Source organism: Oceanicaulis sp. (assembly GCF_965284345.1).
GTDB lineage: Bacteria > Pseudomonadota > Alphaproteobacteria > Caulobacterales > Maricaulaceae > Oceanicaulis > Oceanicaulis alexandrii_A.
Window position 1 is genome coordinate 1,538,435 of the sequence record NZ_OZ260073.1, and the last position, 24,565, is coordinate 1,562,999.

The following is a 24,565-nucleotide window of genomic DNA, read 5'->3' on the forward strand; positions in this document are numbered from 1 at the left end:
CTCGCAATGTGTGTGGGGTCAGGCCGAGCTGCGCACGCCAGCGCGACGCAGGGCTTTGACTTCGGACAGCAGATCCAGAAGCCGGGTTTGCAAAATGTCGGTGGGATCGAAGTTTCGATCGGTGAAGCAGTGATACCGCATCACGCTGCGCGCCAGCGCGAAGCCGGCGGCGGCGGACGCCAGGGTCAGAAGGCTGAAGGGCGCGATGTTCGCCCAGCCCCAGAACCGGATCAGGCCGGCGCTCAGCGCCAGTCCGGCGGCCAGGCTGAACAGATTGAGGGCGGCCAGAGACAGTCCCGCCCAGTCCCGGTCACGCTGGATCACCTCCACATGGCGCCATTCAAACACCACGTCCTGAACGCCTTCGATCACGTATTGATCGTCATCGCGGGCCAGGCGTTCCGCCGCGATGGAGGCGCGCATGTTCACCCGGCGAAACAGCCGATCAAGCCCGTTATGGGTCTCAAGCCAGACGGCGCCCTCGGACAGGGCCAGCCCCAGCGCGCCCACGCACGTCGCGCTCAGGACCGCCGTGCGGGTCTCGACGCTCAAGGCGTACAGCGTGATCAACACCAGCGCATAGAGCGCCCCGGCCAGCGGCAGGGTCAGCCCATGCATCAGCATCCAGCGCCGATATGTGCGCTCAAATTCCGTGTCGGACGGGCGGGCGGGACGGGTCATGATCTACTCCCGGAAACGGGGGGAGGCGGAGGCTAGAGCCGCCGCTCATCCTCCTTGATCGCAATATCGTTGACGCTGGATTCGCGGCGGCGCATCAGACCGTCCGCGTCGAACTCCCATTGTTCATTGCCGTGCGAGCGGAACCATTGGCCGGTTTCGGTCTGTTTCCATTCGTAAAAGAACGCGACGGAGATGCGGTTGCCGGTGAAGGCCCATAGCTCTTTTTTGAGCTTGTACTGATCCTCACGGGACCATTTTTCGCGCAGGAAGGCCTTGATGGCGGCGCGTCCCTTGAAGAATTGATCGCGATTGCGCCATTCGGAGTCTTCTGAATAGGCCAGCGCGACGCGTTCAGGGTCGCGGCTGTTCCAGGCGTCTTCTGCAAATTGCACCTTGGCGCGGGCGGTCTCTTCGGTGAACGGGGGGAGAAGTTGGGTGGCCATTGTCTTTTCTGTTCTTGTAGTTTGGAGCCAAAATGAGGGCCCGGCGGCGATGGGGGACGACCGCCGGACCCTCTTAGGACCCGTCCCTCGTGGAGGGGCAGACATTCAGGACGGGGATCGGGTTAGCGGCTATAGGCCGCGGTGATGGCGCCGACCGTTTCATCGGTGTCGCCCACATGGTTGGCGATCATCCGAAAATTGGTCATGGCGGCGGCGTAGCCGTCATAGCCGGGCACCTGGGCGGCGGCGGTGGCGTCGGTGACGACCAGCACTTCAAAGCCCTGTTCGATCAGCTCGCGCATATGGGATTCGGTGCACAGATTGGCGGACATGCCGGCCAGGATCACGCGGTCCACATTCTGCTTGCGCAATTGCAGGACCAGATCGTTGGTTTCAGGGCCATAGACCTTGTGCGGCGAGGTCACCACGGTGTGGTCATGCTCGATATGCGGGCGATACTCTTCCAGCCAGTCTGCGCCCGAGCCTTCAAAGCCTTCAAGATCGAGCGGGCCGGCGCGATCGAACATGCCGATGGAGTGCATCAGCGCTTCCAGAGCGCCTTCAAAGCGCCATTCATGGTCATGCTCGTAGTAATAGTGCGGCGAGACGAAGACCGGCATGCCGACCTCGTGGGCGGTCTCGAACAGGCGGCCGATATTCTCCACCGTGCCGTTTTCGGTGACGTTCTGGCCGACGACGCCCCAGGTGACGCCATCCGGGCTGAGGAAATCATTCTGCGGATCGGTGACGACCAGGGCGGTGACGCCGCGCTCGATCTGCATGCCCGGATCGGGCAGTTGCGCCAGGGCCTGGCCGGTGAACAGCGCGACACCGGCGGCGGCGCCGGTCAGCACGGTGCGGGAGAGAGTTTTATAAGCACGCATGGTCCGTATCCTTTGTCTGCGAGCAAGGAGGTCTCCGGGGGGAGGAGGATGTTTGCTCTGGGACAACAGATACGCAGGGACAGGCGCGCGCATAATTCGTTTTAGTGCGTAAGGGGAATTGCTTACTCTGGAATACGCGGCGTGTCAGAAGGCGGGGGGCAAGGTCGGCAACGCGATCTTTACCTCGTTTTGCTCTACTGACGCTTAAAGGGAGAGACGTTTGAGCGGTCTGTTTGAAATCCTGATCGCCATAACCAGCCTGTCGGCGGGTGCGATCCTGTTTTTGAACCTGCGTCACATGGCGCGGTTGCGGCGCGGCAGTCAGCTCATCGTCGGCGGATTGCTGGTGATCGGTGCTTCAGCCCTCATTGATTCCTCAAACGGTTTCGTACCGTATTCGCCCGGTCAGCTTGAACCGGTCCACGACTGGATCGAAGGCGTGTCCTATATCGGCGACGCCGTGGGATTGTTTCTGATCAGCGTCGGCTTTTTCCGGTGGCTGCCGCTTCTGCGGCGCGTCGACAGCGAGGTCACGGCGCGCAAGGCGGCCGAGCAAAGCTTGCAACGAACCCTGGATCGCTCGCGCGAGCTCAATCAGCTCAAACGCGAACTGGCGCAGGACCATCTCAACAAGGGGTGGGATTACGACCATATGACGCGTCAGGTGGTTCAGCGGCTCGCTGCAGCTCTGGATGTGGATGAAGCAGGCTTGTGGCTGTTTTCAGAGGATCACACCGCCTTGCGCCCGCACTGCGTCTGGAGTCCGACAGAGGGCGAAATTTTCAATGCGCCGCGACTGACCGAGCATAAGGCGCCCGCCGCTTTTCGGTTCGCCAGCCAAGGCGCCTATATCGATGCGGCGGAGATCGACGCAGCACACGATGACGCCCGAGCGCTGGGGCAGGCGCTGCATCCGGTTTCAAAGGGCGCTGTGCTCGCCGCTCCCATCTTGCAAGAGCACAGCGTCAGCGGCGTTTTGAGCATTTGCAAAAAGGGAGAGCGCCATGAGTGGACGCCTGAAGAACAGGCGCTGATCTATGCGCTCGCCAATTACATCGTCGTTGCTGAATTGGTGCTCAACGCCCGGACTTTGACGCGGAGCGCGCGAGATGCGCAAAGCGCCGCGGAGCGAGCCAGCGAGGCGAAAACCGAGTTCGTCGCCAATGTCAGCCATGAATTGCGCACGCCATTGAACGGCATGCTGGGGTTGGTGCGGGTCCTGTCGGAAGCAGAGCTTGAGCCAGCGCTGCACGACAAGGTCGAGCTGCTGAAAGTGACGGGCGACCAGCTCTTGCGAGTCCTCAATGATCTCCTGGATCTGTCACGTCTGGAGGCGGGCCGGTTCCAGCTTGAACCCGAGGCCACGGATCCGACACGCTTGCTGAAAGAGGTCAGCATGCTGTTCCGGCCGAGCGCTGAGGAGAAGGGCCTCACGCTGGACGAACAGATCGACGCGTTGCCCGCCAGCGTGGAGCTGGATCAGACACGCTTTCGCCAGTGTGTGTTCAATCTTTTATCCAACGCGATCAAATTCACGCACACAGGCGGCGTTAGCTTGCATGCCTATGCCCGGCCTGTGTCGCAGGGCCAGTGCCGCATCACTGTCTCGGTTAAGGATACAGGTCCTGGTCTTGAACCGGCTGAGGTGAACAAGCTGTTTAACCGGTTCGAGCAGGGCGACGGGGATGCGGGTTCGCAAAAAAGCGTGGGATCAGGCCTGGGTCTGGTGATCACCCGCGAGCTGGCGCGGCGTATGGGCGGCGATGTGACGATTGAGAGCCAGCCTGGCGACGGGGCGTGCTTCACACTGACCTTGATGGCGGGCATGCGTGTGGATGAACCGATCATCGCGGCGCATGCTGACGCATCGCATCCTGGCGCGGCCACGCTTGCAGGCGCGCGCATACTGTTGGTGGATGACAATGACATCAACCGTATGGTTGCGCGTTATATGGTGGAGCCGACAGGCGCTGAAGTCACCGAAGCCGCTTCCGGGACTGCAGCGCTTCATTTGTTTGCAGACCAGCCTTTTGATCTGGTGCTGCTGGACGCCAGCATGCCGGTCATGTCGGGGGAAGAAACGCTCAAGCGTTTGCGCGCCATGAACGAGGCGGGCGCGCAAGTGCCTGTCATCGCGCTGACCGCCCATGCCGGACAGGGGGAACGCCAACGGTTCCTCGCCATGGGCATGGATGACTACATCCCCAAACCCATTATCGAAGATGAATTGATCGCGGCTTGCGAACGCTGTCTGAAACAGTCCCATCCCGCTTGACCGTGACCCCATAGGGTTCGCAAGCGCAATGCGCGCCCGCAGCTTTAGCGAGGATCGACCGAGCGGAGACGAGGGAGAACAAGAAAAGAGTGGTGCCGCATAGGTGACTCGAACACCTGACCCCATCATTACGAATGATGTGCTCTACCAACTGAGCTAATGCGGCGCCGGAACCAGGCGAAAGCCTGCCTCAGAGGGCGCGGAAACTAGCCTTGAACGGCGATGGGGGCAAGCCGGTTTTGCCAGCTGGAATGAGTCCGCGTCAGGCTGTTCCGAACGCTTTGACTTTTTCCACGATAGGCGCAGCCAGAGCATCGAAAAAACTGCTCAGATGATCGGCCGGGCGGGCGGCCGCCGCGTCATTGCGGATCAGGATGTCGGCGTATTCCTTGTTGGGCGAGGTCCATTCATGATGCATGGGCCGCACCGTGCGCAAATACTGGTGCACCACGGAATGCGAGGTCCGGCCCCGCTCGTTCACATCGCGCAACAGACGGCGGGCCAGACGTATATCGTCCGGCGCCGAAACATAGACCTTCAGGTCCAGGCAATCACGCACGGCTTCATCGCAGAACAAATGAATGCCTTCCACGATGATCACATCTGCGGGCGCAATGGTGCGCGTGTCGCTGCGGCGGCGGTGGATGGTGAAATCGTAGATGGGCCCCTTAATGGTCTTGCCGGTCTTCAGCGCGGCCAGATGCTGGGCCAGCAGCGCATGGTCGCGCGCCTGAGGGTGGTCGAAATTGAAGTCTGACGGTTCAAAATCAGGCTTGGAGCCGTGATCAGCGTAGTAATCGTCCTCTGACAGGACCAGCGCGCTCATCGGGTCTGCAGCGCGTGCGGCGGAGCGCGCGATTTCGGTCTTGCCCGAAGCCGAGCCTCCGGTCACGCCAATGATGAGGCGCGGGCGAGCTGAAGCAGATGCGGTCATGAGCGCTGAGAAACCCTAGGTGTCGCGATCAGAAGCGCCGGGATCGTCCGGCGCGGGTCCGGGTACATAAAAGTTCGGACCCGCTTTGTCCTCCGTCTCACTGCGCTTGCTCGCACCGTTTGCAGTCGGGCGCGCTTCGATCAACATGGTTTCCGGCGCGGCGGCGGCGGCGATTTCATAGCGCTCATGGCGTGGGTGGATCAGCACGGCGTGCCGGCCCCAACTGTCCACCATCCGTTTCCAATCCGCGTCCGTGTAGAGAAACGCCTGGCCGTCTTCGCTGATGTCGGACCAGTCTGCTTCCGCGGGCGCGTGGGAGGCGCGCGCCATCCAGCGCTGGGCCTCCGCGTCCTGATCGTCGAGCTTGGCGAGGCGCGCCGCGAGGGCGCAGGCGCGCGCGGAGACCGGCCCGGTCTCCAGCACCGGCTTGAAGGCGGCGTGCGCCGCTTCGCGATTGCCCTGGTCGAGCGCGGTTTCCAGCAGTAGCAAACGGCTCTCGCGATGTTCAGGATTGAGCGCGGCCAGCTCTCGCAGGCGTTCGGCGCGTTTCGCCTTGGTGTCCGAGCGGCGTAGATTGGCGAAGGCGCGCGCCAGCGCCGGGTGCGGCGCATGCTCCCAAGCGGTTTCCAGAACATCAGCGGCGCGGCGGTGGCGGCGATGGGCGGCGAGCAATCGACCCGCGAGTTCAGCAGCGGGCGCAAAACCGGGGGAGGCGGTCGCAGCGCGGTCCGCGAGTTTGGCGGCCAGTTCAGCATCGGTCGCTTCAATCCGCCGGGCTTCCGCGGTCAAGAGCACGGCGCGCATCCGGGCGGCTTCAGCGCGCTCGATATGGCCGCGGCGTTCGCCCTCGCTCAGCGTGGTTTCCGCTTTCGCCCATTGGGCGGCGTTGACCTGGGCTTCAAACAGGGCGTCAAACGCCCAGCGGGCCTGACCGGCCTGATCAAAAGCGTCGGCGGCGTGGGTGAGCAGGGCTTGTGAATCAGACCGGCTCTGGGCGATGCCCACCAGTCCCCGCTGGGCCACCAGCCGGGTTTTGGCGTCCGCCAGCATGGCTTCGTAATGGATCTGCGCGCTTTCCAGATCGCCCGCCGCTTCTGCCGCCCGCGCCGCCAGAAGACGCGACAGGGCGGGACGGTCCAGCAAGGCTTCGGCGCGAGAGGCTTGCCGGACGGCCAGATCGCCCTGCCCGGCGGCGGAGGCGATCAGCGCGCGTTCCAGCGCGTCAAAGCCCTGATCCCGGCGGCGTCGCAGCGAGAAGCGTTTCCAGGCGTCTGGCGCCGCCCAAAGCTTGGCGATGATCCACCAGGCGACGACCAGCAGGAAGGTGGCGACCAGCAGCGCGCCCAGGGCGAGCGCGAAGGGCGCCTGGGCGTTCATGCCCAGAAAATCGATGGTCACCACGCCGGGATTGAGCGTCAGAAAGACCGCCAGCATGGCGGTCAGCACGCATAAGATTACGGTGAGGATCAGGCGGATCATGGCTTATCGCGCTCCGTCTTGCTCGGCCTGCCGGTTCAGAGCGGCGCGCATATCATCCAATACGGCGTTCAAGGCTTCGCGTTTGCGCGCCTCATTCAGCCAGCTCTCCAGCGGGACTTGCGCCGCCTCGGCGTCCAGCGCTTCGGTGACCCGGATCGCTTCGCTGAGCGCGCCTTGCTCCAGCAGGCTGACAATCTGGTCGGCGGCGCCGTGATCATCACCGGCGCGGCGCACTTCGATCACGCCCCAGAAGCGCTGGGTCTGGCCCAGGGCTTCACGCACGGCCTGGGCCGGGAAGCTGCCCGTGAGATCGTCCAGAGTGGGCGCGCCCGTGCGCGCAGGCTCGGTCAGCGCGATCAGATGGGCGCGGTTGGGCCAGATCTGGCTCAGCATGGCGTATTCCATGGCGAAGGGCTGGGCCTGGGCCGCCGCTTCGGCGAGGTCTGAGAAAGCCAGCGCCTGCCGCGCCAGAGAGACCGAGGCGGTCTGCGTCTGGCCTGTTTGCGTTTCCAGCCCTTCAATCCTGCTGTCCAGCGCGTCGATCCGCTGCGTATCGCCCGCTTCGGCTTGCAGGGCGCGCACAGCGGTCTGAAGAGCTGCAAGATCACGACGCAGCGTGGACACGACGTCAGGCGAAACACCGGTCGTCTGGGGCGTGGGGCGATCATCGGGCTGAGCGAGCGCTTGTTGCAGGGCTGATTGCGCGGTCTGGGCGGCGGCGAGCGCCGTTTGGGCGTCGTCAGAGGTGGCGCTGAGCTGGCGTTCGAGACTCTCAAGCCGTGTCGTGATCTGATCGCTTAAACCGGCGTCGCTGCCGGCGCCGGGCTCGAGCGCTTCAAGATCGGTGCGCAGGGTGGCCACGTCTCGGATCAGCTGCTCAAACGCGTCGGTGCGCAGTGGTGCTCCGGCGGTCTCTTCCTCGACGGTTTCCAGTCGGTTCTGAATTGCAGCGAGCTGGTCCGTTGAAGCGGTCTGAGCTTCCAGCGCCTCGATCCGGCTGATCAGTGCAGGGTCCGCAGCGCCTTCTCCGGATGCTGGCAGATACCGGCCCAGAACCCAGCCTGCGCCGCCCCCAACGCCCGCCGCCAGCACGGTCAGGCCGATGAAAGCGAGGACAGGCGTTTTGCCGCCGCTCGACTTGGCGGCTTTTGGTGTTTTGGGCTTGGATTTGGTGCGTGAGCCGCCGCTATCCGGCGCGGGCTCGAACTCGGCGTCGACCGGTTCTGCAGCGTCTGGGCGGGGAGTGTCGGCGCTCATGATGTCCTCGGGGGCGCGGGGCCAGTTGGTGCGTGTCGGCAAGTCTAGGCTGCGTCGGGTCGCGACGCCACCATCAGCGCGTTTCGCCGCACTGCTTTTCCAGCGCGTCAAACAGCGCGCTTTCATCGGGGCGCGCGGCGATGCTCAGCTTTGAAACGCCGTGACGGCGCAAAGGTTCAGCGGCCGCCTGCGAGAGGGCGATCACAGGCGCAGCGCGCAGCATTTCAGTCTGGTCCGCCGCTTGCGCCAGCGCCCAGAACCGTTCCGCTCCTTTTGCGGAGTGAATGAGCACGCAGGCCTCGGCTTCAAGGGCTTGCCAGACAATGTCCGGCAGCGTGGCGACAGGCTCGGCCGCATAGAGGATTTCAGAGCGGGCTTTCAGGCCGTGCGCCTTCAGGTCAGCGCTCAGATCACCGGTCTGGTCGACCCCGCGCACATGCAAAATCTCGTCGTTTGGCGCGTGCTCGCGGATCATCGCCAGCAGATCACCAGCGTCGCCGCTGGCGCTTGCGACATGCTCGAACCCCGTCTCTTGCAGCCGCGCCGCCGTCACATCGCCGACAGCGATCACGGGCGTGCTGCGATCAGATATGGCGTTCGCCAGACAGGATGCGCCAAAAGGGCTTGTGACCGCGATCAGGCTGACGCCTTCAAGGTCCAGCGTGACAGGATGCGCCCTCAGATTCGCAGTGGCGGCGTTGATCGCCTCAAAACCGCGCTCGCTCAGCGCGGCGCAGGTGCGGGTCGCGCCGGGTTCGGCGCGGGTGACGAGCACGCAGGGTCTGGACGCCGCGCCCATGATCAGCCGGTCTCGGCGACGATCCGCGCCAGCGCATCCCCGCCCGCGCGCTTCACCTCAAGACCCAGCTCATAGCCCAGAAGGCGCGCCGCGCCGGGATCAAGCTCAGGCAGTTGCGTGCGGGTTTCATTGGCCCAGCGTTTGGAGCCGTCCGGCGTCAGGGCTTCCCCGCGCAGGTGAATTTCCAGATCGTCCAGCGTGGCATGGGCGGCGATGGGGGTGCGGCACGACCCGTCCAGCGCCTGCAAGAAACCGCGCTCGGCCGCGATGCAGATCTGGGTGGTGAGATGATTGAGCGGCTCCAGTGCGCGCCGCGCCTCGTCGTCGTCTGAACAAATCTCGATCCCCACAGCGCCTTGCGCGGGCGCCGGGATGACGGCTGACAGCTCCAGCGGCGGCAGCTCGCCTTGTTCACGCCCGAGGCGCCGCAATCCGGCGCGTGCCAGGAAAGTGGCGTCCATCTCGCCCGACCGCAGCTTTTCAAGCCGGGTGTCCACATTGCCGCGAAGCAGGACGATGTTGAGATCAGGGCGCAGCGCCAGCGCTTGTGATTGCCGTCGGATCGAGGCGGTGCCCAGCGTCGCGCCTTCGGGCAGGTCTTCGATGCGGCTGATCCCATCGCGGGTCAGAAGCGTGTCGCGCGGATCCTCGCGCTCCAGCACGCAAGCGATCTCGAGGCCTTCGGGCAAGGTGGTCGGCACGTCTTTCATGGAATGCACCGCGAAGCGGGCCTTGCGGTCCAGCAAAGCGCGCTCAAGCTCTTTGGTGAACAAGCCTTTGCCGCCCGCCAGCAACAATGCGCGGTCGGTGATCTTGTCGCCCGTGGTGGTCAGCCCCAGGATCGGGAAACTCTCTTCGGGCTCTTTTTCGCCATGGGCGCGGGCGAGCCGGGCCTGGACGTCGCGGGTTTGCGCCAGAGCCAGGGGCGAGGTGCGGGTCGCAATCGGCATATTGAACAGGTTCACGACAGACGCACTCCTTCACGCGCTTCAAGGTCTCGCCAGCAGAGGCTGATGATTGCGCCGAAACGCCAGCGAGGGTACTGCAAGGTCATGGCGTTATCCCATGATCAAGTCCACCCGCAACCGGGCGCGGCGCCGCAGGGCGCTTTAACCGTGCTCGGTCTTGAATCGAGCTGCGATGATACCGCAGCCGCCGTGCTGCGCCGTCACGGCGATGGCCGCATCGAAATTCTGGCCGAAGCGGTATTGGGACAAAACAGCGCTCACGCCCCGTTTGGCGGCGTGGTGCCAGAGATCGCCGCCCGCGCCCATGCCGAGCGTATGGATGGTCTGGCTGCAGGCGTGCTGAACGAGGCGGGGCTAAGCCCGTTTGATCTTGATGGCGTCGCCGCGACCGCAGGGCCGGGCCTGATCGGCGGGGTGATGGCGGCGCTGATGACCGCCAAGGGCATCTCGCTGGGCGCTGACCTGCCGTTGCTGGCGGTGAACCATCTGGAAGGCCACGCTTTGTCGCCGCGCCTGACGCAATCTCTGGCCTTTCCCTATTTGCTGCTGCTGGTGTCGGGCGGACATACCCAGCTTGTGATCGTGGAAGGCGTGGGCCGGATGACGCGGCTGGGCTCCACCCTTGATGATGCGGCGGGCGAAGCGTTCGACAAGACCGCCAAGGTGATGGGGCTGGGCTTTCCCGGCGGCCCGGCGGTGGAGCGCTTTGCGCAAGATGCTGAAGCGCCGGATCGCTTTCCCCTGCCGATGATGCTGGCGCGGGACACATCGTGTAATTTCTCGTTCGCGGGCCTGAAGACTGCGGCGCGCCGTCACTGGGACGGTTTGGACGCGCCCGATGATCGCGATCGCGCCGACCTCGCCGCATCCATGCAGGCCGCGATCGCACGTCATCTGGCGCAGCGGGCGGGCCGGGCGATGGAGATTTTCAAAACCCGCTTTGAGACTCTGGACGCGCCCTTGCCGCTGGTGGCGGCGGGCGGAGTAGCGTCCAACACTGCCGTGCGCGCAGCGCTGGAGGCCGAAGCGCAACGCCATGGGTTCGCGCTGATTGCGCCGCCGCTGAAATACTGCACCGATAACGCCGCGATGATCGCGCTGGCGGGCGTGGAGCGATTGGCGTTAGGTCTGACAGACGGGCTCGACGCGCCCGCGCGGCCCCGCTGGCCGCTGGATCAGGACGCCGCCGCCCACGATCCCGCCAGCGGGTCGGGCCGAAAAGGGCCGAAAGCGTAAGCGTGCAAGGGAAGAGGACGGACATGGCGAGCTATCAAACCATCGGTGTGATCGGTGCGGGCGCCTGGGGCACAGCCCTCGCCCAGTCCGCGGCCCAGGCGGGCCGTTCGGTGAAAATCTGGGCGTATGAGCCAGAGGTGGTCGAGGCGATCAACACCGCTCATGAAAACACGGTTTTCCTGCCCGGGGCGCCGCTCAACCCGTCCATCACCGCCAGTTCTGATCCGTCTGATTTGTCTGATTGCGACGCCTTTTTGATGGTGGCGCCGGCCCAGCATGCCCGCGGCATTCTCACCCGTTTTGCGCCCCATATCGCCAAGGGCGCGCCGGTCTTGCTGTGCGCGAAGGGGTTTGAGCGCGAAAGCCTGGCTTTGATGACCGATGTCCTGCGCGAGACCGTCCCGCACGCGATCCCGGCGGTCCTGTCCGGGCCCAGCTTCGCCATCGATGTCGCCAAGGGCTTGCCGACGGCTGTGACTTTGGCGTGCGAGGATCGCGATACCGGTGAAGCGCTGATGGAGGCTGTGGGCTCGCAAACCTTCCGCCCCTATTGGTCAGGCGATCTTGTGGGCGCTGAAGTCGGCGGGTCGGTCAAGAATGTGCTCGCCATCGCCGCAGGGATTGTGGAGGGCCGAGGCCTGGGCAAATCCGCTCATGCCGCCTTGATCGCCCGCGGCTTTGCAGAAATGACCCGTCTGGGGCTGGCGCTGGGTGCGAAGCGTGAAACCCTGACCGGATTGTGCGGGCTTGGGGATCTGGTGCTCACCTGTTCCTCGCCGCAATCGCGCAACATGTCGTGCGGACTGGCGCTCGGGCAGGGTCAAACGCTTGAAAGCGTTCTGGGCGCGCGCAAGGCGGTCACAGAAGGCGTCGCCACGGCGCCCGCCGTGGTGGCGCTGGCGAAGACACAAAGCGTCGACATGCCCATTTGCGCCGCCGTGGACGCAGTGCTGGCGGGCCGGATCAGCGTCGATGACGCGATCCAGGCGCTGCTCAATCGCCCGTTCGGGCCTGAAACTGACTGATCAGGGAAGACTTATGCTGTTTGCCGTGACTTGCACCGACCGTCTGGGCGCGCTGGATATGCGCCTCAAACACCGCTCCGAGCATTTGCTCTGGGCCTCCGCGGAGGACTCCCCCGTCAAGATGGCGGGGCCTTTGCTGAGCGCTGAGGGAGATCCCGTCGGCTCGCTTCTGATCGTCGAGGCTGAAGACGAAGCGGCGCTGCGCGATATTCTGGCGACGGACCCTTACGCCAAGGCGGATCTGTTTTCCGACGTGTTCTGGATTCCCTTCAAATGGACCGTGAAGGCGCCGGAGGGTCTTTAATGTCTGATGAGACCGAAACCGTTCTGCCCGCGCCGGGTACGGTGCTGAAAACTCTGAGCGAGATTCCCGATCCAGGCGGCCTGCCGGCGGATTTCGCGCCGACGCCTATCGTCATCCTGCGGTCGGGCGAAACGGTGACGGCGTATCTCAATGTCTGCCCGCATGCAGGCCGACCGTTCTCCCTGCCCTCGGGCAAGACTTTGGTCAGCGAAGGCCGGTATCTCGTCTGCCCGTTTCATGGCGCGAGCTTTGAAATGGCGACCGGCGCCTGCGTAGGCGGTCCTGCGGGCAAGTCCACCCTGAAACCGGTTGCGGTGACGGTGGTGGACGGTCAGGTGGTGGCGGCCTGACGCGCCGTGCCCGGCTAGCGGCTGAAGAACGCCGTCACGTCCTGAATGACCGCTTTGCGCGCCGCCTGGACGATGGTCGCGCCCTTTTCCGGCGTCGCCTGGGCGGGGTCTGATCCGATCCGCCCGTCGGGGAAGGTCTTGCGGTAATCATCAGCGTCTGTGAAGCGCCCGTTGGGGGCGATCTTCGGGCTCATCTTCACGTTTTTGACGTGCTCGGGATAGGCGTAATAGGTCACCGACACTTCCGACGCGGTGGCGTGGCTGCCCTCGCCCACGGGAAAGAGCGAGCGGCACACATCCATAACGCCGGGCAGATCCCACCAATTGCGCTGCATCAGCTCATAGGGGCAGGCTTCGCCGTCAAACGACCAGTTGGAATAGCTTTCCGCAAACGCCGCGCCGATGGTGGCGATGTTTCCGCCATGCCCGTTCAGGAAATAAATCTTCTCAAAGCCATGCCGGGCGAGGGAATCGATCCAGTCATTGAGTGCGGCGATCATGGTGGTCGGCCGCAAGGTCATCGAGCCCGGAAAGCCCAGATGGTGCTGGGCGACGCCCACATTGAAAGTGGGGCCGACCAGGATTCCTGCGTCTTCTCCCGCTTCGCGCGCAATCACTTCGGGGCAGATCGCATCCGTGCCGATCAGCCCGTTGGGCCCATGTTGCTCGGTTGAGCCGATGGGAATGATGATGCCCGTGCTGGTTTTCAGATAGGCTTCAATTTCAGGCCAGGCGGCGGTGTGCAACAGCATGAAGCAAACTCCGGACAAGACGATGCGTCAGAGGACTGGATACCAGACGGTTGAGGTTCACAAGCGCGCGTAACACGTTCGTCTGTCTTGCGAGGATGCCGCGCGTGGCGCACACCTAGGCAAAATAATATGCCCGAGGGAGGAGCTGACCATGTCCGAGACCGTCATCGGAATTCCGCAAAGCTTTGCGGACGCCAAGATCAACGCTGAGCGTTACGCCGACATGTATGCGCGCTCGATCAATGAGCCGGACGCGTTCTGGGCGGACGAAGCCAAGCGTCTGGACTGGTACAAAGAGCCCACGAAAATCTCTGACGTGTCCTTCGCCAAGGACGACTTGCATATCCGCTGGTTTGAGGATGGCGAGCTCAATGTCAGCTATAATTGTATTGATCGGCATCTGCCTGAGCGCGCGAGCAAGGTCGCGCTGATCTGGGAAGGCGACAACCCTGCCTTCCATCATTCGATCACCTACGCCCAGCTGCACAATCATGTCTGCCGCTTCGCCAATGAGCTGAAAAAGATCGGCGTCAAGAAAGGCGACCGGGTCACGCTCTACATGCCGATGATCCCGGAAGCCGCCTACGCCATGCTGGCCTGCACGCGGATCGGCGCGGTGCATTCAGTGGTGTTCGGCGGGTTCAGCCCTGATGCGCTGGCGGGCCGGATCAATGATTGCCAGTCCGAATTTGTCGTCACCGCCGATCAGGGGGTGCGCGGCAATAAGGGCGTGCCGCTGAAAGCCAATGTGGACAAGGCGCTGGAACAGGCGCCGGACGTCAAGGCGGTCTTGTGCATCCGCCATACCGGCGCCCAGGTGCCGTGGGTGGAAGGCCGGGATTTCTGGCACCATGACCTGGCGCTGGAAGTGGACGCCAAATGCGAGCCTGAACCGATGAAGGCGGAAGACCCGCTTTTCATCCTCTACACCTCAGGCTCCACCGGAAAGCCCAAGGGCGTGCTGCACACCACGGGCGGGTATCTGGTCTGGGCGTCGATGACCCATGAATACACGTTCGATCATCGCGAAGACGACGTGTTCTGGTGCACCGCCGATGTGGGGTGGGTGACCGGGCACACCTATATCGTCTATGGCCCGCTCGCCAATGGCGCGACCTCCTTGATGTATGAAGGCGTGCCGACCTGGCCGGGACCGGACCGGTGCTGGCGGATCGTCGCCAAGCACAAGGTCACCACCATCTACACGGCTCCCACCGCCATTCGCGCCCTGATGCGCGAGGGGGATGAGCCGGTCAGCAAGCATGATCGCTCGTCCTTGCGGCTTCTGGGTTCGGTCGGCGAGCCGATCAATCCTGAGGCCTGGCGCTGGTATCATGAGGTGGTGGGGGACAAGCGTTGCCCGATCGTCGATACCTGGTGGCAGACCGAGACCGGCGGGCATCTGATTACGCCGCTGCCGGGCGCCCATGAGCTCAAGCCGGGCTCTGCAAGCTTCCCGATGTTCGGCGTGCAGCCGGCTTTGGTGGATACCGAAGGCAACCTTCTGCCTGATGAAGGCGCGCAGGAAGGCAATCTGGTGCTGCTTGGCAGCTGGCCGGGCCAGATGCGCACGGTTTATGGCGACCATCAGCGCTTCGTCGAGACCTATTTCTCTACCTATGAAAACATGTATTTCACTGGCGACGGCGCGCGCCGTGACGCGGATGGATACTGGTGGATCACGGGCCGGGTGGATGATGTTCTGAACGTGTCGGGCCATCGTCTGGGCACCGCCGAGATCGAAAGCGCCCTGGTGGCCCATGACCTGGTCGCCGAAGCCGCAGTGGTCGGCTATCCCCACGACCTGAAAGGTCAGGGCATTTATTGCTATGTGACGCTTGTGGCGGGACTGGAGCCGACCGAGGACACCGAGAAAACCCTTAAGGCCCACGTGCGTCAGGAGATCGGTCCGGTGGCGACGCCGGATGTGATCCAGTTCTCGCCCGGCCTGCCCAAGACCCGCTCGGGCAAGATCATGCGCCGGATTTTGCGCAAGATCGCCGAGGGCGAATACGACAAGCTGGGCGATATCTCGACTTTGGCGGATCCCGGCGTGGTCGAGGATTTGATCGAAGGGCACAAGCTGGCCCTGATGTGACAGGGCCAGCTTGAGGGAATTTAGCGGCGCGCATCCATGATGGCGGTGTGCGCCGCTTTCCAGCCTTCATCGGTCCGGGTCAGCACCAGATGCATGTGCGTACGCCGTGCGCTTTCACCTGCAGTGCGCGACGGGCCGCGATTGCCATCCGTGTAAACATGGATCACTGCGGCGTCGTCTCCCAGAAGGCGCATTGAAATCAGCTGCATGTTCGCCGCTTCGGTGATGGAGACGTGTGGGTCGAACTGCGGGAACAGGCGTTCTTGGAGAAACAGTTCAAGAGTGTCTGCATCCTGAAACATGCGGGCATAGGCGTTGATCCATTCGGTGTCGACGGTGTGCAGCGCTGCAAGGGCGGCGCTGTCCTCGCGCGCCCAGGCGTCGCGATAAGTCGCAAACCAGTCCGTCAGGGCGCGGCGGGCGGCGGCGTTATCAGCCAGACCGATCTCTCGATACACTGGAATATCGCGCCGTTCCTGAGCCTGTGTCACAGGCGCGGACGCTATCAGCGCACACAGAGCGATCGCGGTTGCGGTGACGGTGTTTTTCATTGCATGTCTCCAAAAAAAGTCTGTCATCACTCATCGCCAAAATACAGGCGATGACGGGTCGTGGCGCGACCTGAGCCATGAAAACAGGAGCTTGTCGTGAAATGTCCGCGATAGACGTGAACGGTCGCAGCGTACCCGACTGGAGCGCCAACCCCTGGCATCGCAATGTCGTTTTGCTAACCGTGCTAAGCGTGTTCCTGGCGTTTGTTCTGACGCTTTCAGGCGCGTTTGACACCGATGATCTGGGCCTTGTGCACCGGCTCGGGCTCTGGCTGTTGGTGAGCGCGCTGATGGTCTTTCAGCCTGTCGGGTTGGAGCTTTTGTTCGCGCGCGCTCTGCCGCAGACCGCCGTTGGTCGTTGGTCGGGCAAAATGCTGGCGATGCTGGTCAGCATTCCGGTCATCGCCGTTGAATTGCACATGCTGAAATTCACACCGCTCCTGCCAAAGGCCCCCGACCCGTGGGTCGAGTTCATCCCTTTCGTCACGCCCCCTGTACTAGCCATTGGAGGCTTTACGCTTGTGCTGCGCCTGATGTGGGAGCGTGCCTTTTTGGGGGCGCAGCATATCACCGAGGCGACAACGCCTGAGTCTCACCCGTCGTCAGACACCGTAGGCATTGAAACCGGTGTCTTGTGGATGCGGGCGCGCGACCATTATCTTGAAATCATCACGGACCAAGGGCGGCATTTTCGCAGGGACCGTCTGGCGGACTGGGTCGAGCGCCTGAACGAAGGGTCAGGATTGCAGGTTCACCGGTCCTGGTGGGTCGCAGACCGGGCTGTGTCTCATGCGATCCGGGACGGACGCGATTACAAGCTGGTTTTGTCGACGGGTGACCACGCGCCCGTCGCGCGCTCACGTCTAGACGGGGTCCGGGCCGCAGGATGGCTCGACCGCGTCCGCGGCGCTCAGGTGGATCCGGCAGCCTGATTGCGCTTGCGCGCCTGCGCCCCATGACCCTACTTCTCATATACCTATAATCTGTAAGCGCGCCGGGGTCGCATTCCGGCGGGGTCGTCCTGCGCCTAGATACAGCGCATCAAAATCATAGAACGGACGACCTCATGCGATATCTCCCCTATTGGGTCGGCGGCTTCATGCTGCTGCCCTTCGTGCTCTGGGCCGGTCTTTTCATGGCCTTTCCCGGTGACAAACCCGGCATCACCGATGCGCCGCTGACCGCATCGCTGGTGGCGGTGTCCGTGCCGCTGGTGCTGTTTCACTACATTGCGGGCCTGGGTTTTGTGGCCAATTCCATGAGCGGTCAGGCGGGTGAAGTGCTTCCCGTATGGGGCCCAGCGCGCTGGGTGCAGCGGGCCATGGCGCCGCTGACGCTGATCGTGTCCGTGCTGGCGGTGGCCTTCCTCAAGCAGTCAGGCGAGGGCTGGATCACGGCGCTGGCGGTGGGCTTGGGCGGTCTGGTGATGGCGGGCGTCATGGTGGCGGCGCGGCGTCCCACCCGCTCGGCGGTGCTGCATGTGCGCCCCGGTGAATGGCTCGACAGCGCCGTCATGGGCTTGGGTCGCGCGCTGTTGCACGTACCGGTTCTGGGCGGCCTGCTGCGCGAAGCGGGACGCGATCCGCATCGCGGCGTGCCGCTCCTGCTATTGAATCTGGCGCTGTTGCTAGGGGTTCTGGTCGCGCTGTTCGGCTTCACCGTACTGGTGATCCCTGCGCTTTTGGCCCTGCCGTTTGTATTTTACGCGCTTTTGGTGCTGGCGTCAGGCTAGTAAGGCTCGTCCGCCGGGCGCCCATCGGGTCCCGGCGGAACCTTGTTGAGGTAAACCGACAGATACGCTTCCAACGCTTTCACCAGCTCGATGAACATTTCATCGACGTCTGCCGGGTCGCGCAACTGGGCGCAGCGTGTCTCGATGGACATGAAAATCTCAACCGTGAAGCGACCGACGAGTTTGGGGTCTCCGCCCGCAAATCCGTCAAGTCCGCGCGCCCAGCGATCGCTGAGCATGCTGGCCACCTGGTCGATCATGGCGGCCTTGGCGTCGCGCAATTCCTGGCTGGATTGCATCACCAGCAGCAATTTCCAATAGCTGGGATTGTCCACCAGGAAGCCATGCAGCCGCGTGATGATCGACCCGGTCACCTCGCGCCAGTCATCCCATCCGGGTTTTGACTGGGCGAGGGCGTCCTCGATAACCGCGATGATTTCCTCGTTCAGGTCTTCAAACAGATAGGCGAAGACCGCCGAGACGTTCTTGAAATAGCGATACACCGAGCTCACGGGCACACCAGCGCGATCCGCGATCAGGTTTGTGGTGATCGCTTCCGCCTCCATCTCTTCCACCAGCGCCTCGGCGGCGGTCAACAGGGCGTCGAGCCGCTGCCGCGCACGGCGTTGCTGAGGCTTGTCGCGCAACCGGGTTTTTCGCGGCGCTGTGTCGTTGGCGGGTGTTCCAGGCACGAGATGATCCTTGCTGTTTCAACGCCAGTAACTAGTGCGGCTTGATCCGTTTTGCAAAATGAGAATAGTATTCTGTTTCTGATACCGGACAGAGGGCAAAACCCCGCCGGTCTCTAGGGGGAGGAATGACTATGAAACATGCGCTCTTTATCGGCGTATCCGCTGGCGTGCTCGCTCTGGCGGCGCCCATGGCGCCGGCTCAGGCCCAGGAAGGCGTGTCCAATACAGGCGTGGACACGATCACCGTGACGGCTCAGCGACGCACTCAGGATATTCAGGACGTGCCGCTGGCGATCGAAGTGGTCACGGCGGAAAACATCGACGCGATCGCCGCAACCAATCTCAGCGATCTGGACCAGTTCGTGCCGGGCTTGAATGTCAGCGGCGGCAGCCCGACCCAGCCTCGTTTCGCCATTCGCGGCGTCTCCACATCCGATTTCGGCGTCGGCACGGACCCGGCGGTCGGCGTGTATGTGGACGGGATTTATGCGGCGCGCTCCGGCGCGTCCTTGCTGGCGTTCAATGATGTCAGCCGGGTCGAGGTGATCAAGGGGCCGCAAGGGACCCTGTTTGGCCGCAACTCGGCCGCTGGCGCGATCTCGATCACCTCCAATGCGCCTTCTGATGAGGTGGAGGCCGAGCTGGCCTTGCGGATGGGCGAAAATAATTTGCGGCGTTTCGAGGGTCTTTTGAACATTCCCTTCGCCGAGGAGTTCGCCCTACGCCTGAACATGGTGGTCAACAAGCGTGACGGAATACTGACCGATGCGGCCACAGGCGAAGATTATGATCGCCAGGACAATTGGGCGGTGCGCGCGGCGGTCGGCTGGACCCCGACAGAGATGACTGATGTCATTTTCCGCTATACCCGTGAAAAGCTGGATGAGGATGCACGGCCCGCCATCGGCATCACGCCGCTGCCCGCGGCCCCGGGACGTCCGGCTGTGCCCGTGGATGTCTCCGTCTTGCTCAACCCGTTTGAGACGCCGATCTATAATGACGTCTCACCGAATTTGGAACAGCGCGATCTGGACGAAGCTTCCATCCAAATCACCCATGATTTCGGGGCTTTCACCCTGCAATCCATTTCCGCCTTCCGGTATTTTGAGACGTCCAATCGTCAGGACGAGGACGGCACCAACCGGATCGAGCTCTATTTCGACACCAATAATATCGAGCAGAACCAGAGCTGGTATCAGGAGTTTCGGCTATCCGGCGCCAATGACCGTTTCGACTGGGTCGCAGGCGTCAGCTATTATGATGAAAACGCCACCCAGATCAGTGAAACCGGCGCTTTCACCAATTCGATCGAGACCGCCCTGTTCAATCTGGGCGCGGGCACGCCGTTCAGCGATCTGGAAAACGGCTTGTTGATCCCGTTCGGCCTGCCGCAGCGCCTTTTGGGGCATGAATGGACCGAGTCCATGTACAATCGCGGTGATTTCTCGGCCTTCGCCGCCTTCGCCGATGTGGAATGGCGTTTGACCGACCGCTTCTCTCTGATCGGCGGCGCGCGCTACACCCAAGATGAGAAGACCTTTTCCTGGCTTAATGGTCCGCGCATGGCGCCGGACCTGGATCAGGCGCTGGCCGAGCTGGACGCTCTGGGCGTGCTGGGTCTGGCGGGGGTCAGCCCGGCCGATTTCGGGTTCGACATCGTGTTTGATCTGTCCGGCGTCGCCGGGCTCGCCTGTGATAACGGCGTGACCGTAGCCGAAGGCGTTCTGTGCGAACGCTCTGACAGCTGGGACGATATCAGCCCGCGTCTGGTGGCGAATTTCAACGCCATGGACAATCTGTTGCTCTTCGCGTCCTACACCCAAGGCTACAAGGCGGGCGGCTATAACAGCGTCGAGGTCGGCTCGCGCTTTGAAAACGAAGACGTGGACAATTTCGAAGCCGGTCTGAAATGGACTGCGCCCGATCGCTCCATGCGGATCGCCGCCTCGATCTTCCATTATCTGTACAAAGATAAACAGGCCGTACGCCTGGTGGCCAATGTGGGCGGGTCCGGCGTGCCGCAATATGTGGTGGAGACCAGCGACGAGACCGGGACAGGCGTGGACTTCCAGATCGACTGGGCGCCGCTGCCTGGCTTTGAGGCCTATCTGAACCTTCAATATATCGACGTCACTTTTGACGAACGGATCACCCGGTCCGGCCTCGACCTGTCCGGTCAGCCCACGGGCACGCCGGAATGGTCGATCTCGACGGGCGCCAGCCAGACCTGGGCGCTGCCAAACGGCTCCGAATTCGAGCTGCTCGGCGCCTACGCCTACACCAGCGAGAACCGCTGCAATGAGGAAGCGCGCCAGCAACTTGGCTGTGCGGTGATCGCCGGCATTCAGAACGGCGAAGCCCAGCAGCGGCTCGATCTGCGGGCCTATTGGCGCGACAGCGCTGAGCGGTTCCAGCTTGGCGCCTACGTCAACAATGTCTTTGATGAGCAATATCTCGACGGCGTGGGCAGTCTGACCGCAGACACGTTCGGTACGACGCACGCTCAGATCACCCCGCCGCGCATGTGGGGCGTGGATCTGCGGATCCGCTACTAGACCCCTAAGAGGATGAAATTATGAAACAGTTCAAATCACTCCTGATCGCGACGAGCGTTCTCACCCTTGCGGCGTGCGGTGGTCCGGAGGAGAGCCGCGATGTCACAGGCTTTGACCGGGAGTACCAGACCGCGTTGATGAACGCGCTTCTGGACGCCCAGCCCGGTGATGTCATCGACATCCCGGCGGGCGAATTCATCATTGAGCGCGGCCTGTCTCTGACCGTAGACAATGTGACTTTACGGGGCGCCGGCATGGACGAGACGGTGCTGTCCTTCGCCGATCAGCGCCAGGGCGCGGAAGGACTACTGGTCTCCGGTGTGGACGGGTTCACTCTGGAAAACCTCGCCTTTGAGGACACGGTTGGAGATTCCGTCAAGATCTCTGATTCGACAGACGTGGTGATCCGCAATGTTCGCGTGGAATGGACTAATGGTCCGTCAACGGACAATGGCGCGTACGGCCTGTATCCGGTTCAGTCGACCAATGTGCTGATCGAGGGCGCGGTGGCGATCGGGGCGTCGGACGCCGGCATTTATGTGGGCCAGTCTGAAAACGTCATCGTTCGCAATTCGCGCGCCGAATACAATGTCGCCGGCATAGAGATCGAGAATTGCAACAATGCCGATGTCTACGGCAATGTGGCGACGAACAATACCGGCGGCATCCTGATCTTCAACATGCCCAATCTGCCCCGTCCCGGCGCCGGCACGCGGGTGTTTGACAATGATGTTTTTGAGAACAACACAGGCAATTTCGGCCATGCCGGCACCCCGGTGGCCAGCGTGCCCGCAGGGTCAGGCATCTTGATCAACTCCAATGACGATGTGGAGATTTTCAATAACCGGCTGCGCGACAATCGCACCGCCCATGTGATCATCTCTTCACTTTATACCTCAGGCTATGAAGACCTGGGCGTCACCGAAGGCTTTGATCCGTATCCGGAGCGTATTCACATCCACTCCAACAGCTATGAAGGCGGTGGCGGTAATCCCGACGGTCTGGAGCTGCAGGCCCTGCGCATCGCCCTGTTTGGCCCAACCGGTCGCATGCCCGGCGTGCTGTGGGATGGATATGTGGACCAGACCAAGATGGTGGACGGTTCATTGCCGAATGATCTGCGCCTGTGCGTGAGAGACGCCGAGGTGCTCAATGCGGATGCGCCGAACGATTTCTCCAGCCCGCAGCTGGCGGACGCCGCCTTGTTTGACTGCAGCCATGATCCGCGCCCTGCGGTGGAGCTTGATCTGTGATCAGACGTTTTGCCATGAGCCTGTGTGTGAGCGTCCTGCTGGCCGCTTGCGCACAGGACGCGCCGCCCGCGCCGCCACAGCCGAGCTTTATCGCCGACGGTCGCCCTGAAGCCTTGTCAGACTGGGGTCAGCTGGCTGTGGGCGGCGGCGCGCTCGTTCTGGGAGATCAGGTGACGCCCTATACACTCGCCACGGGGCTGTTCACCGATTACGCCCAGAAACTGCGCACGGTGTGGATTCCCGAGAGCGCTGGCCCAGCGGGGTATGAGACGGACGACGCGTTTGATTTCCCTGTGGGCACGGTCATCACCAAGACCTTTTATTATCCGCGCGCGACCGGCGGATTTGACCGGGTGCTCAAGGCGGAGTCGGGCATGGCGCATTATGCGGACCGCCAGCTTGATCTGGACGCCGTGCGTCTCATTGAAACGCGGGTTCTGGTGCATCGCGAAAGCGGCTGGGAGACGCTGCCCTATGTCTGGAATGAGGAGCAGACCGAGGCGCGCCTGTCGCGGGCCGGGGCGTTTGTTGATCTGACGCTGGTGTCCGAAGCGGGCGAGCAAGCGCTGGGCTATATGGTGCCGAATGTGAACCAGTGTGCAGGGTGCCATGAGACCGGCACGACGGACGGCTTGGGGTCGCGTCCCATCGGACCCCGGGCGCGGCATATGAACACCGATTTTGAGTATTTTGACGGCGTTGCGAACCAGATTGACCATTGGTCTGATCTGGGCCTGCTGGCGGATGCGCCGGCATCTGAAGGCGCGCCGCGCAATGCGTCATGGAATGGTGAGCTGCCGCTGGCGGGCGTCGCCCTTGATGAGGCGGCGCGCGCCTATCTCGACATCAATTGCTCTCATTGCCATTCGCGCACCGGCCCCGGCGACACCTCAGGCCTGTATCTGGAGGCGTCGGAGCCGGTCGGGCCGCATCTGGGCGTGTGCAAGCTGCCGATCGCGGCCGGCCGCGGTACAGGCAACCGCCGCTATGACATTGTGCCGGGCGCGTCAGAGGACTCTATCCTCAGCTACCGTCTGGCCAGCGTGCAGTCTGATGTGATGATGCCCGAGCTTGGCCGCGCGCTGAGCCATGATGAGGGCGTGGCGTTGATCGCGGCCTGGATTGACGCGATGAGCGGCGGCTGCGCTTAAGCGTTCGGGGTTTAGGGCTTGGCGGGCGGGGCGGCATTGGGCAAAGTGCCTGAAGTTTCACCGCCTGCCCCGGAGCCGCCCATGATCATTCGTTCGCTTGTCCTGTGCGCCGCATCCGGCCTCGTCCTGACTGCCTGCGCCACCTCCGAACCGGTGTGTCGCCCGGCTGAGATGAGTGAGCGCGCCGTTTTCGGCGCTCTGGTCGCCCATGACGAAGCGCGTCTGGCGCAAATGATGGCGCAAGGCCCTGGGGCTGATCAGGTGCGCAATCTGGACCCCCGTGTTGAAGCGCAGATTTTTGGCGTCCGAATGGGCGACGCAGCGGTGCGCACCGTGCTCATGCAGCCGCCGCTTTGCGTGGTGGACGGCCCGCAAAGCAATGGAGAGCGGATCAGCTATGTGTTCCCGCAAGCGCGTTTTCAGGCCTTGCAGAACCCTGATCTCGACGGGCTGGAGCGTGGGCGGCCGGGGCTTGATCACATCGCCTGCCGCTACCAGGACGGGCCGAACGGCTGGCGTCTGTCGGATGCTTGCCTGCAAACCTTTGCGCCGGTTGCTTCATCCAGCTGATCGCCCCGCGACTTTTCGCCCGCTGGGCGTAATCATCTTATCCGATACACTGATCTTCCCATCCTGTTAGGGAGGACAGACCGATGTCTTTGCACAAAGAGCCGCTTTGGGTCGCCGCGTTTGATGGCGGCAAGGCGAGGGTTTTTGAAAATATCGGCCCCCGCACGGCGCCAGATCTGGCGCTGCGGGCGGAGTTCGAGATCGACAATCCGCCGGATCGCGATCAGGTCAGTGACGCGCCGGGACGTCTCGCGGACGGCGCCGGGCGCAGCGGTGGAGCCGGGCTGCCAACGGGCGTGGCGGTGGGCGCGTCCAGCGTTGAGCACGCCGACGCCCATGATTTGGCTGAGACCGAGTTTGTCAGCGATTTCATTCGGCATTTGAACGCTGAGGCCGAGGCGGAGCGCTTCGGGGAGCTGATCATTCTGGCTGCGCCGCACGCATTGGGCGTCGCGCGTCCTGTAATGGAGCCTGCGCTGTCGGGTCGGATCATCGCGCAAGAGCCCAAGGATGTGGTTCGCGAATCCAGTTCTGTTATCGCCGAGCGGGTCGGCGCGATCCTCTTTCCCGATTGAT

At 63.0% G+C, this 24,565-nt stretch carries 24 protein-coding genes and 1 tRNA gene; 13 read left to right on the forward strand and 12 right to left on the reverse strand.

Annotation, left to right across the window (positions count from 1 at the left end):
- Positions 1-18: 18 nt before the first annotated feature.
- The 3 genes from ACQ66J_RS07675 to ACQ66J_RS07685 form a co-directional block, all read right to left on the reverse strand.
- Complete coding sequence (locus ACQ66J_RS07675; RefSeq protein WP_430431135.1) at positions 19-681, reverse strand: hypothetical protein; 663 nt, start codon at positions 679-681, stop codon at positions 19-21.
- A gap of 32 nt (positions 682-713) precedes the next feature.
- Positions 714-1,124 carry a nuclear transport factor 2 family protein gene (locus ACQ66J_RS07680; protein WP_430431136.1) on the reverse strand — a complete coding sequence of 137 codons (411 nt, stop codon included), beginning with the start codon at positions 1,122-1,124 and terminating at the stop codon, positions 714-716.
- A gap of 122 nt (positions 1,125-1,246) precedes the next feature.
- On the reverse strand, positions 1,247-2,008 hold the full coding sequence (locus ACQ66J_RS07685) for a cysteine hydrolase (protein ID WP_430431137.1): 762 nt from the start codon (positions 2,006-2,008) through the stop codon (positions 1,247-1,249).
- Between the two features lie 220 nt (positions 2,009-2,228).
- Between ACQ66J_RS07685 and ACQ66J_RS07690 the strand changes: the two genes are divergently transcribed.
- A complete protein-coding gene (locus ACQ66J_RS07690) occupies positions 2,229-4,283 on the forward strand; it encodes a response regulator (RefSeq protein ID WP_430431138.1) in 2,055 nt (684 codons plus the stop codon).
- A 90-nt stretch (positions 4,284-4,373) separates the two neighbouring features.
- Here ACQ66J_RS07690 and ACQ66J_RS07695 read toward each other — a convergent pair.
- From ACQ66J_RS07695 to hemC, 6 genes are all read right to left on the reverse strand, one after another.
- Positions 4,374-4,449: transfer RNA gene (locus tag ACQ66J_RS07695), tRNA-Thr, on the reverse strand.
- Between the two features lie 96 nt (positions 4,450-4,545).
- Complete coding sequence (udk, locus tag ACQ66J_RS07700) at positions 4,546-5,217, reverse strand: uridine kinase (RefSeq protein WP_430431139.1); 672 nt, start codon at positions 5,215-5,217, stop codon at positions 4,546-4,548.
- 15 nt (positions 5,218-5,232) lie between these two features.
- Positions 5,233-6,696: a heme biosynthesis protein HemY gene (locus tag ACQ66J_RS07705; RefSeq protein WP_430431140.1), complete on the reverse strand. Its 1,464-nt coding sequence runs from the start codon at positions 6,694-6,696 to the stop codon at positions 5,233-5,235.
- Positions 6,697-6,699: 3 nt separating this feature from the next.
- The gene (locus tag ACQ66J_RS07710) at positions 6,700-7,953 is read right to left on the reverse strand and encodes a hypothetical protein (RefSeq protein ID WP_430431141.1); all 1,254 of its coding nucleotides are present in this window, start codon (positions 7,951-7,953) and stop codon (positions 6,700-6,702) included.
- A gap of 73 nt (positions 7,954-8,026) precedes the next feature.
- Complete coding sequence (locus ACQ66J_RS07715) at positions 8,027-8,752, reverse strand: uroporphyrinogen-III synthase (protein ID WP_430431142.1); 726 nt, start codon at positions 8,750-8,752, stop codon at positions 8,027-8,029.
- Between the two features lie 2 nt (positions 8,753-8,754).
- The gene (hemC, locus tag ACQ66J_RS07720; RefSeq protein ID WP_430431143.1) at positions 8,755-9,717 is read right to left on the reverse strand and encodes a hydroxymethylbilane synthase; all 963 of its coding nucleotides are present in this window, start codon (positions 9,715-9,717) and stop codon (positions 8,755-8,757) included.
- An 87-nt stretch (positions 9,718-9,804) separates the two neighbouring features.
- Here hemC and tsaD point away from each other — a divergent pair, with 87 nt between their 5' ends.
- Genes tsaD through ACQ66J_RS07740 form a run of 4 tightly spaced genes read left to right on the forward strand, consistent with a single transcriptional unit; the run spans position 9,805 to position 12,635 of the window.
- The gene (gene tsaD, locus ACQ66J_RS07725) at positions 9,805-10,956 is read left to right on the forward strand and encodes a tRNA (adenosine(37)-N6)-threonylcarbamoyltransferase complex transferase subunit TsaD (RefSeq protein ID WP_430431144.1); all 1,152 of its coding nucleotides are present in this window, start codon (positions 9,805-9,807) and stop codon (positions 10,954-10,956) included.
- Between the two features lie 23 nt (positions 10,957-10,979).
- Positions 10,980-11,981: an NAD(P)H-dependent glycerol-3-phosphate dehydrogenase gene (locus ACQ66J_RS07730; RefSeq protein WP_430431145.1), complete on the forward strand. Its 1,002-nt coding sequence runs from the start codon at positions 10,980-10,982 to the stop codon at positions 11,979-11,981.
- Between the two features lie 13 nt (positions 11,982-11,994).
- Positions 11,995-12,285: a YciI family protein gene (locus ACQ66J_RS07735; protein ID WP_022700972.1), complete on the forward strand. Its 291-nt coding sequence runs from the start codon at positions 11,995-11,997 to the stop codon at positions 12,283-12,285.
- On the forward strand, positions 12,285-12,635 hold the full coding sequence (locus ACQ66J_RS07740; RefSeq protein WP_430431146.1) for a Rieske (2Fe-2S) protein: 351 nt from the start codon (positions 12,285-12,287) through the stop codon (positions 12,633-12,635). Before ACQ66J_RS07735 ends, ACQ66J_RS07740 begins: the two co-directional genes overlap by 1 nt.
- A gap of 14 nt (positions 12,636-12,649) precedes the next feature.
- On the opposite strand, the gene ACQ66J_RS07745 is transcribed toward ACQ66J_RS07740, so the two are convergent.
- A complete protein-coding gene (locus ACQ66J_RS07745; protein ID WP_375547687.1) occupies positions 12,650-13,387 on the reverse strand; it encodes a creatininase family protein in 738 nt (245 codons plus the stop codon).
- A gap of 151 nt (positions 13,388-13,538) precedes the next feature.
- Here ACQ66J_RS07745 and acs point away from each other — a divergent pair, with 151 nt between their 5' ends.
- A complete protein-coding gene (acs, locus tag ACQ66J_RS07750; RefSeq protein WP_430431147.1) occupies positions 13,539-15,485 on the forward strand; it encodes an acetate--CoA ligase in 1,947 nt (648 codons plus the stop codon).
- A gap of 20 nt (positions 15,486-15,505) precedes the next feature.
- Here acs and ACQ66J_RS07755 read toward each other — a convergent pair whose 3' ends face one another.
- On the reverse strand, positions 15,506-16,036 hold the full coding sequence (locus ACQ66J_RS07755; RefSeq protein ID WP_430431148.1) for a nuclear transport factor 2 family protein: 531 nt from the start codon (positions 16,034-16,036) through the stop codon (positions 15,506-15,508).
- A gap of 101 nt (positions 16,037-16,137) precedes the next feature.
- Here ACQ66J_RS07755 and ACQ66J_RS07760 point away from each other — a divergent pair, with 101 nt between their 5' ends.
- Both ACQ66J_RS07760 and ACQ66J_RS07765 read left to right on the forward strand, forming a co-directional pair.
- The gene (locus ACQ66J_RS07760; RefSeq protein WP_430431149.1) at positions 16,138-16,968 is read left to right on the forward strand and encodes a LytTR family DNA-binding domain-containing protein; all 831 of its coding nucleotides are present in this window, start codon (positions 16,138-16,140) and stop codon (positions 16,966-16,968) included.
- A gap of 134 nt (positions 16,969-17,102) precedes the next feature.
- Positions 17,103-17,768, forward strand: a complete 666-nt coding sequence (locus ACQ66J_RS07765) for a hypothetical protein (RefSeq protein ID WP_430431150.1) — start codon at positions 17,103-17,105, stop codon at positions 17,766-17,768.
- On the opposite strand, the gene ACQ66J_RS07770 is transcribed toward ACQ66J_RS07765, so the two are convergent.
- Complete coding sequence (locus tag ACQ66J_RS07770) at positions 17,765-18,460, reverse strand: TetR/AcrR family transcriptional regulator (protein ID WP_430431151.1); 696 nt, start codon at positions 18,458-18,460, stop codon at positions 17,765-17,767. The two genes, ACQ66J_RS07765 and ACQ66J_RS07770, sit on opposite strands and share 4 nt — an antisense overlap.
- A 125-nt stretch (positions 18,461-18,585) precedes the next feature.
- Here ACQ66J_RS07770 and ACQ66J_RS07775 point away from each other — a divergent pair, with 125 nt between their 5' ends.
- The 5 genes from ACQ66J_RS07775 to ACQ66J_RS07795 all read left to right on the forward strand — a co-directional run bounded on the left by ACQ66J_RS07775 (position 18,586) and on the right by ACQ66J_RS07795 (position 24,564).
- Positions 18,586-21,015: a TonB-dependent receptor gene (locus tag ACQ66J_RS07775; RefSeq protein WP_430431152.1), complete on the forward strand. Its 2,430-nt coding sequence runs from the start codon at positions 18,586-18,588 to the stop codon at positions 21,013-21,015.
- Between the two features lie 20 nt (positions 21,016-21,035).
- Positions 21,036-22,268: a parallel beta-helix domain-containing protein gene (locus ACQ66J_RS07780; RefSeq protein ID WP_430431153.1), complete on the forward strand. Its 1,233-nt coding sequence runs from the start codon at positions 21,036-21,038 to the stop codon at positions 22,266-22,268.
- On the forward strand, positions 22,265-23,419 hold the full coding sequence (locus tag ACQ66J_RS07785; protein ID WP_430431154.1) for an SO2930 family diheme c-type cytochrome: 1,155 nt from the start codon (positions 22,265-22,267) through the stop codon (positions 23,417-23,419). Before ACQ66J_RS07780 ends, ACQ66J_RS07785 begins: the two co-directional genes overlap by 4 nt.
- 81 nt (positions 23,420-23,500) lie before the next feature.
- Positions 23,501-23,989 (forward strand): hypothetical protein, encoded by a 489-nt coding sequence (locus ACQ66J_RS07790; RefSeq protein WP_430431155.1) that lies wholly within the window; start codon positions 23,501-23,503, stop codon positions 23,987-23,989.
- An 83-nt stretch (positions 23,990-24,072) separates the two neighbouring features.
- Positions 24,073-24,564 carry a host attachment protein gene (locus ACQ66J_RS07795; protein ID WP_430431156.1) on the forward strand — a complete coding sequence of 164 codons (492 nt, stop codon included), beginning with the start codon at positions 24,073-24,075 and terminating at the stop codon, positions 24,562-24,564.
- Position 24,565: the final 1 nt, after the last annotated feature.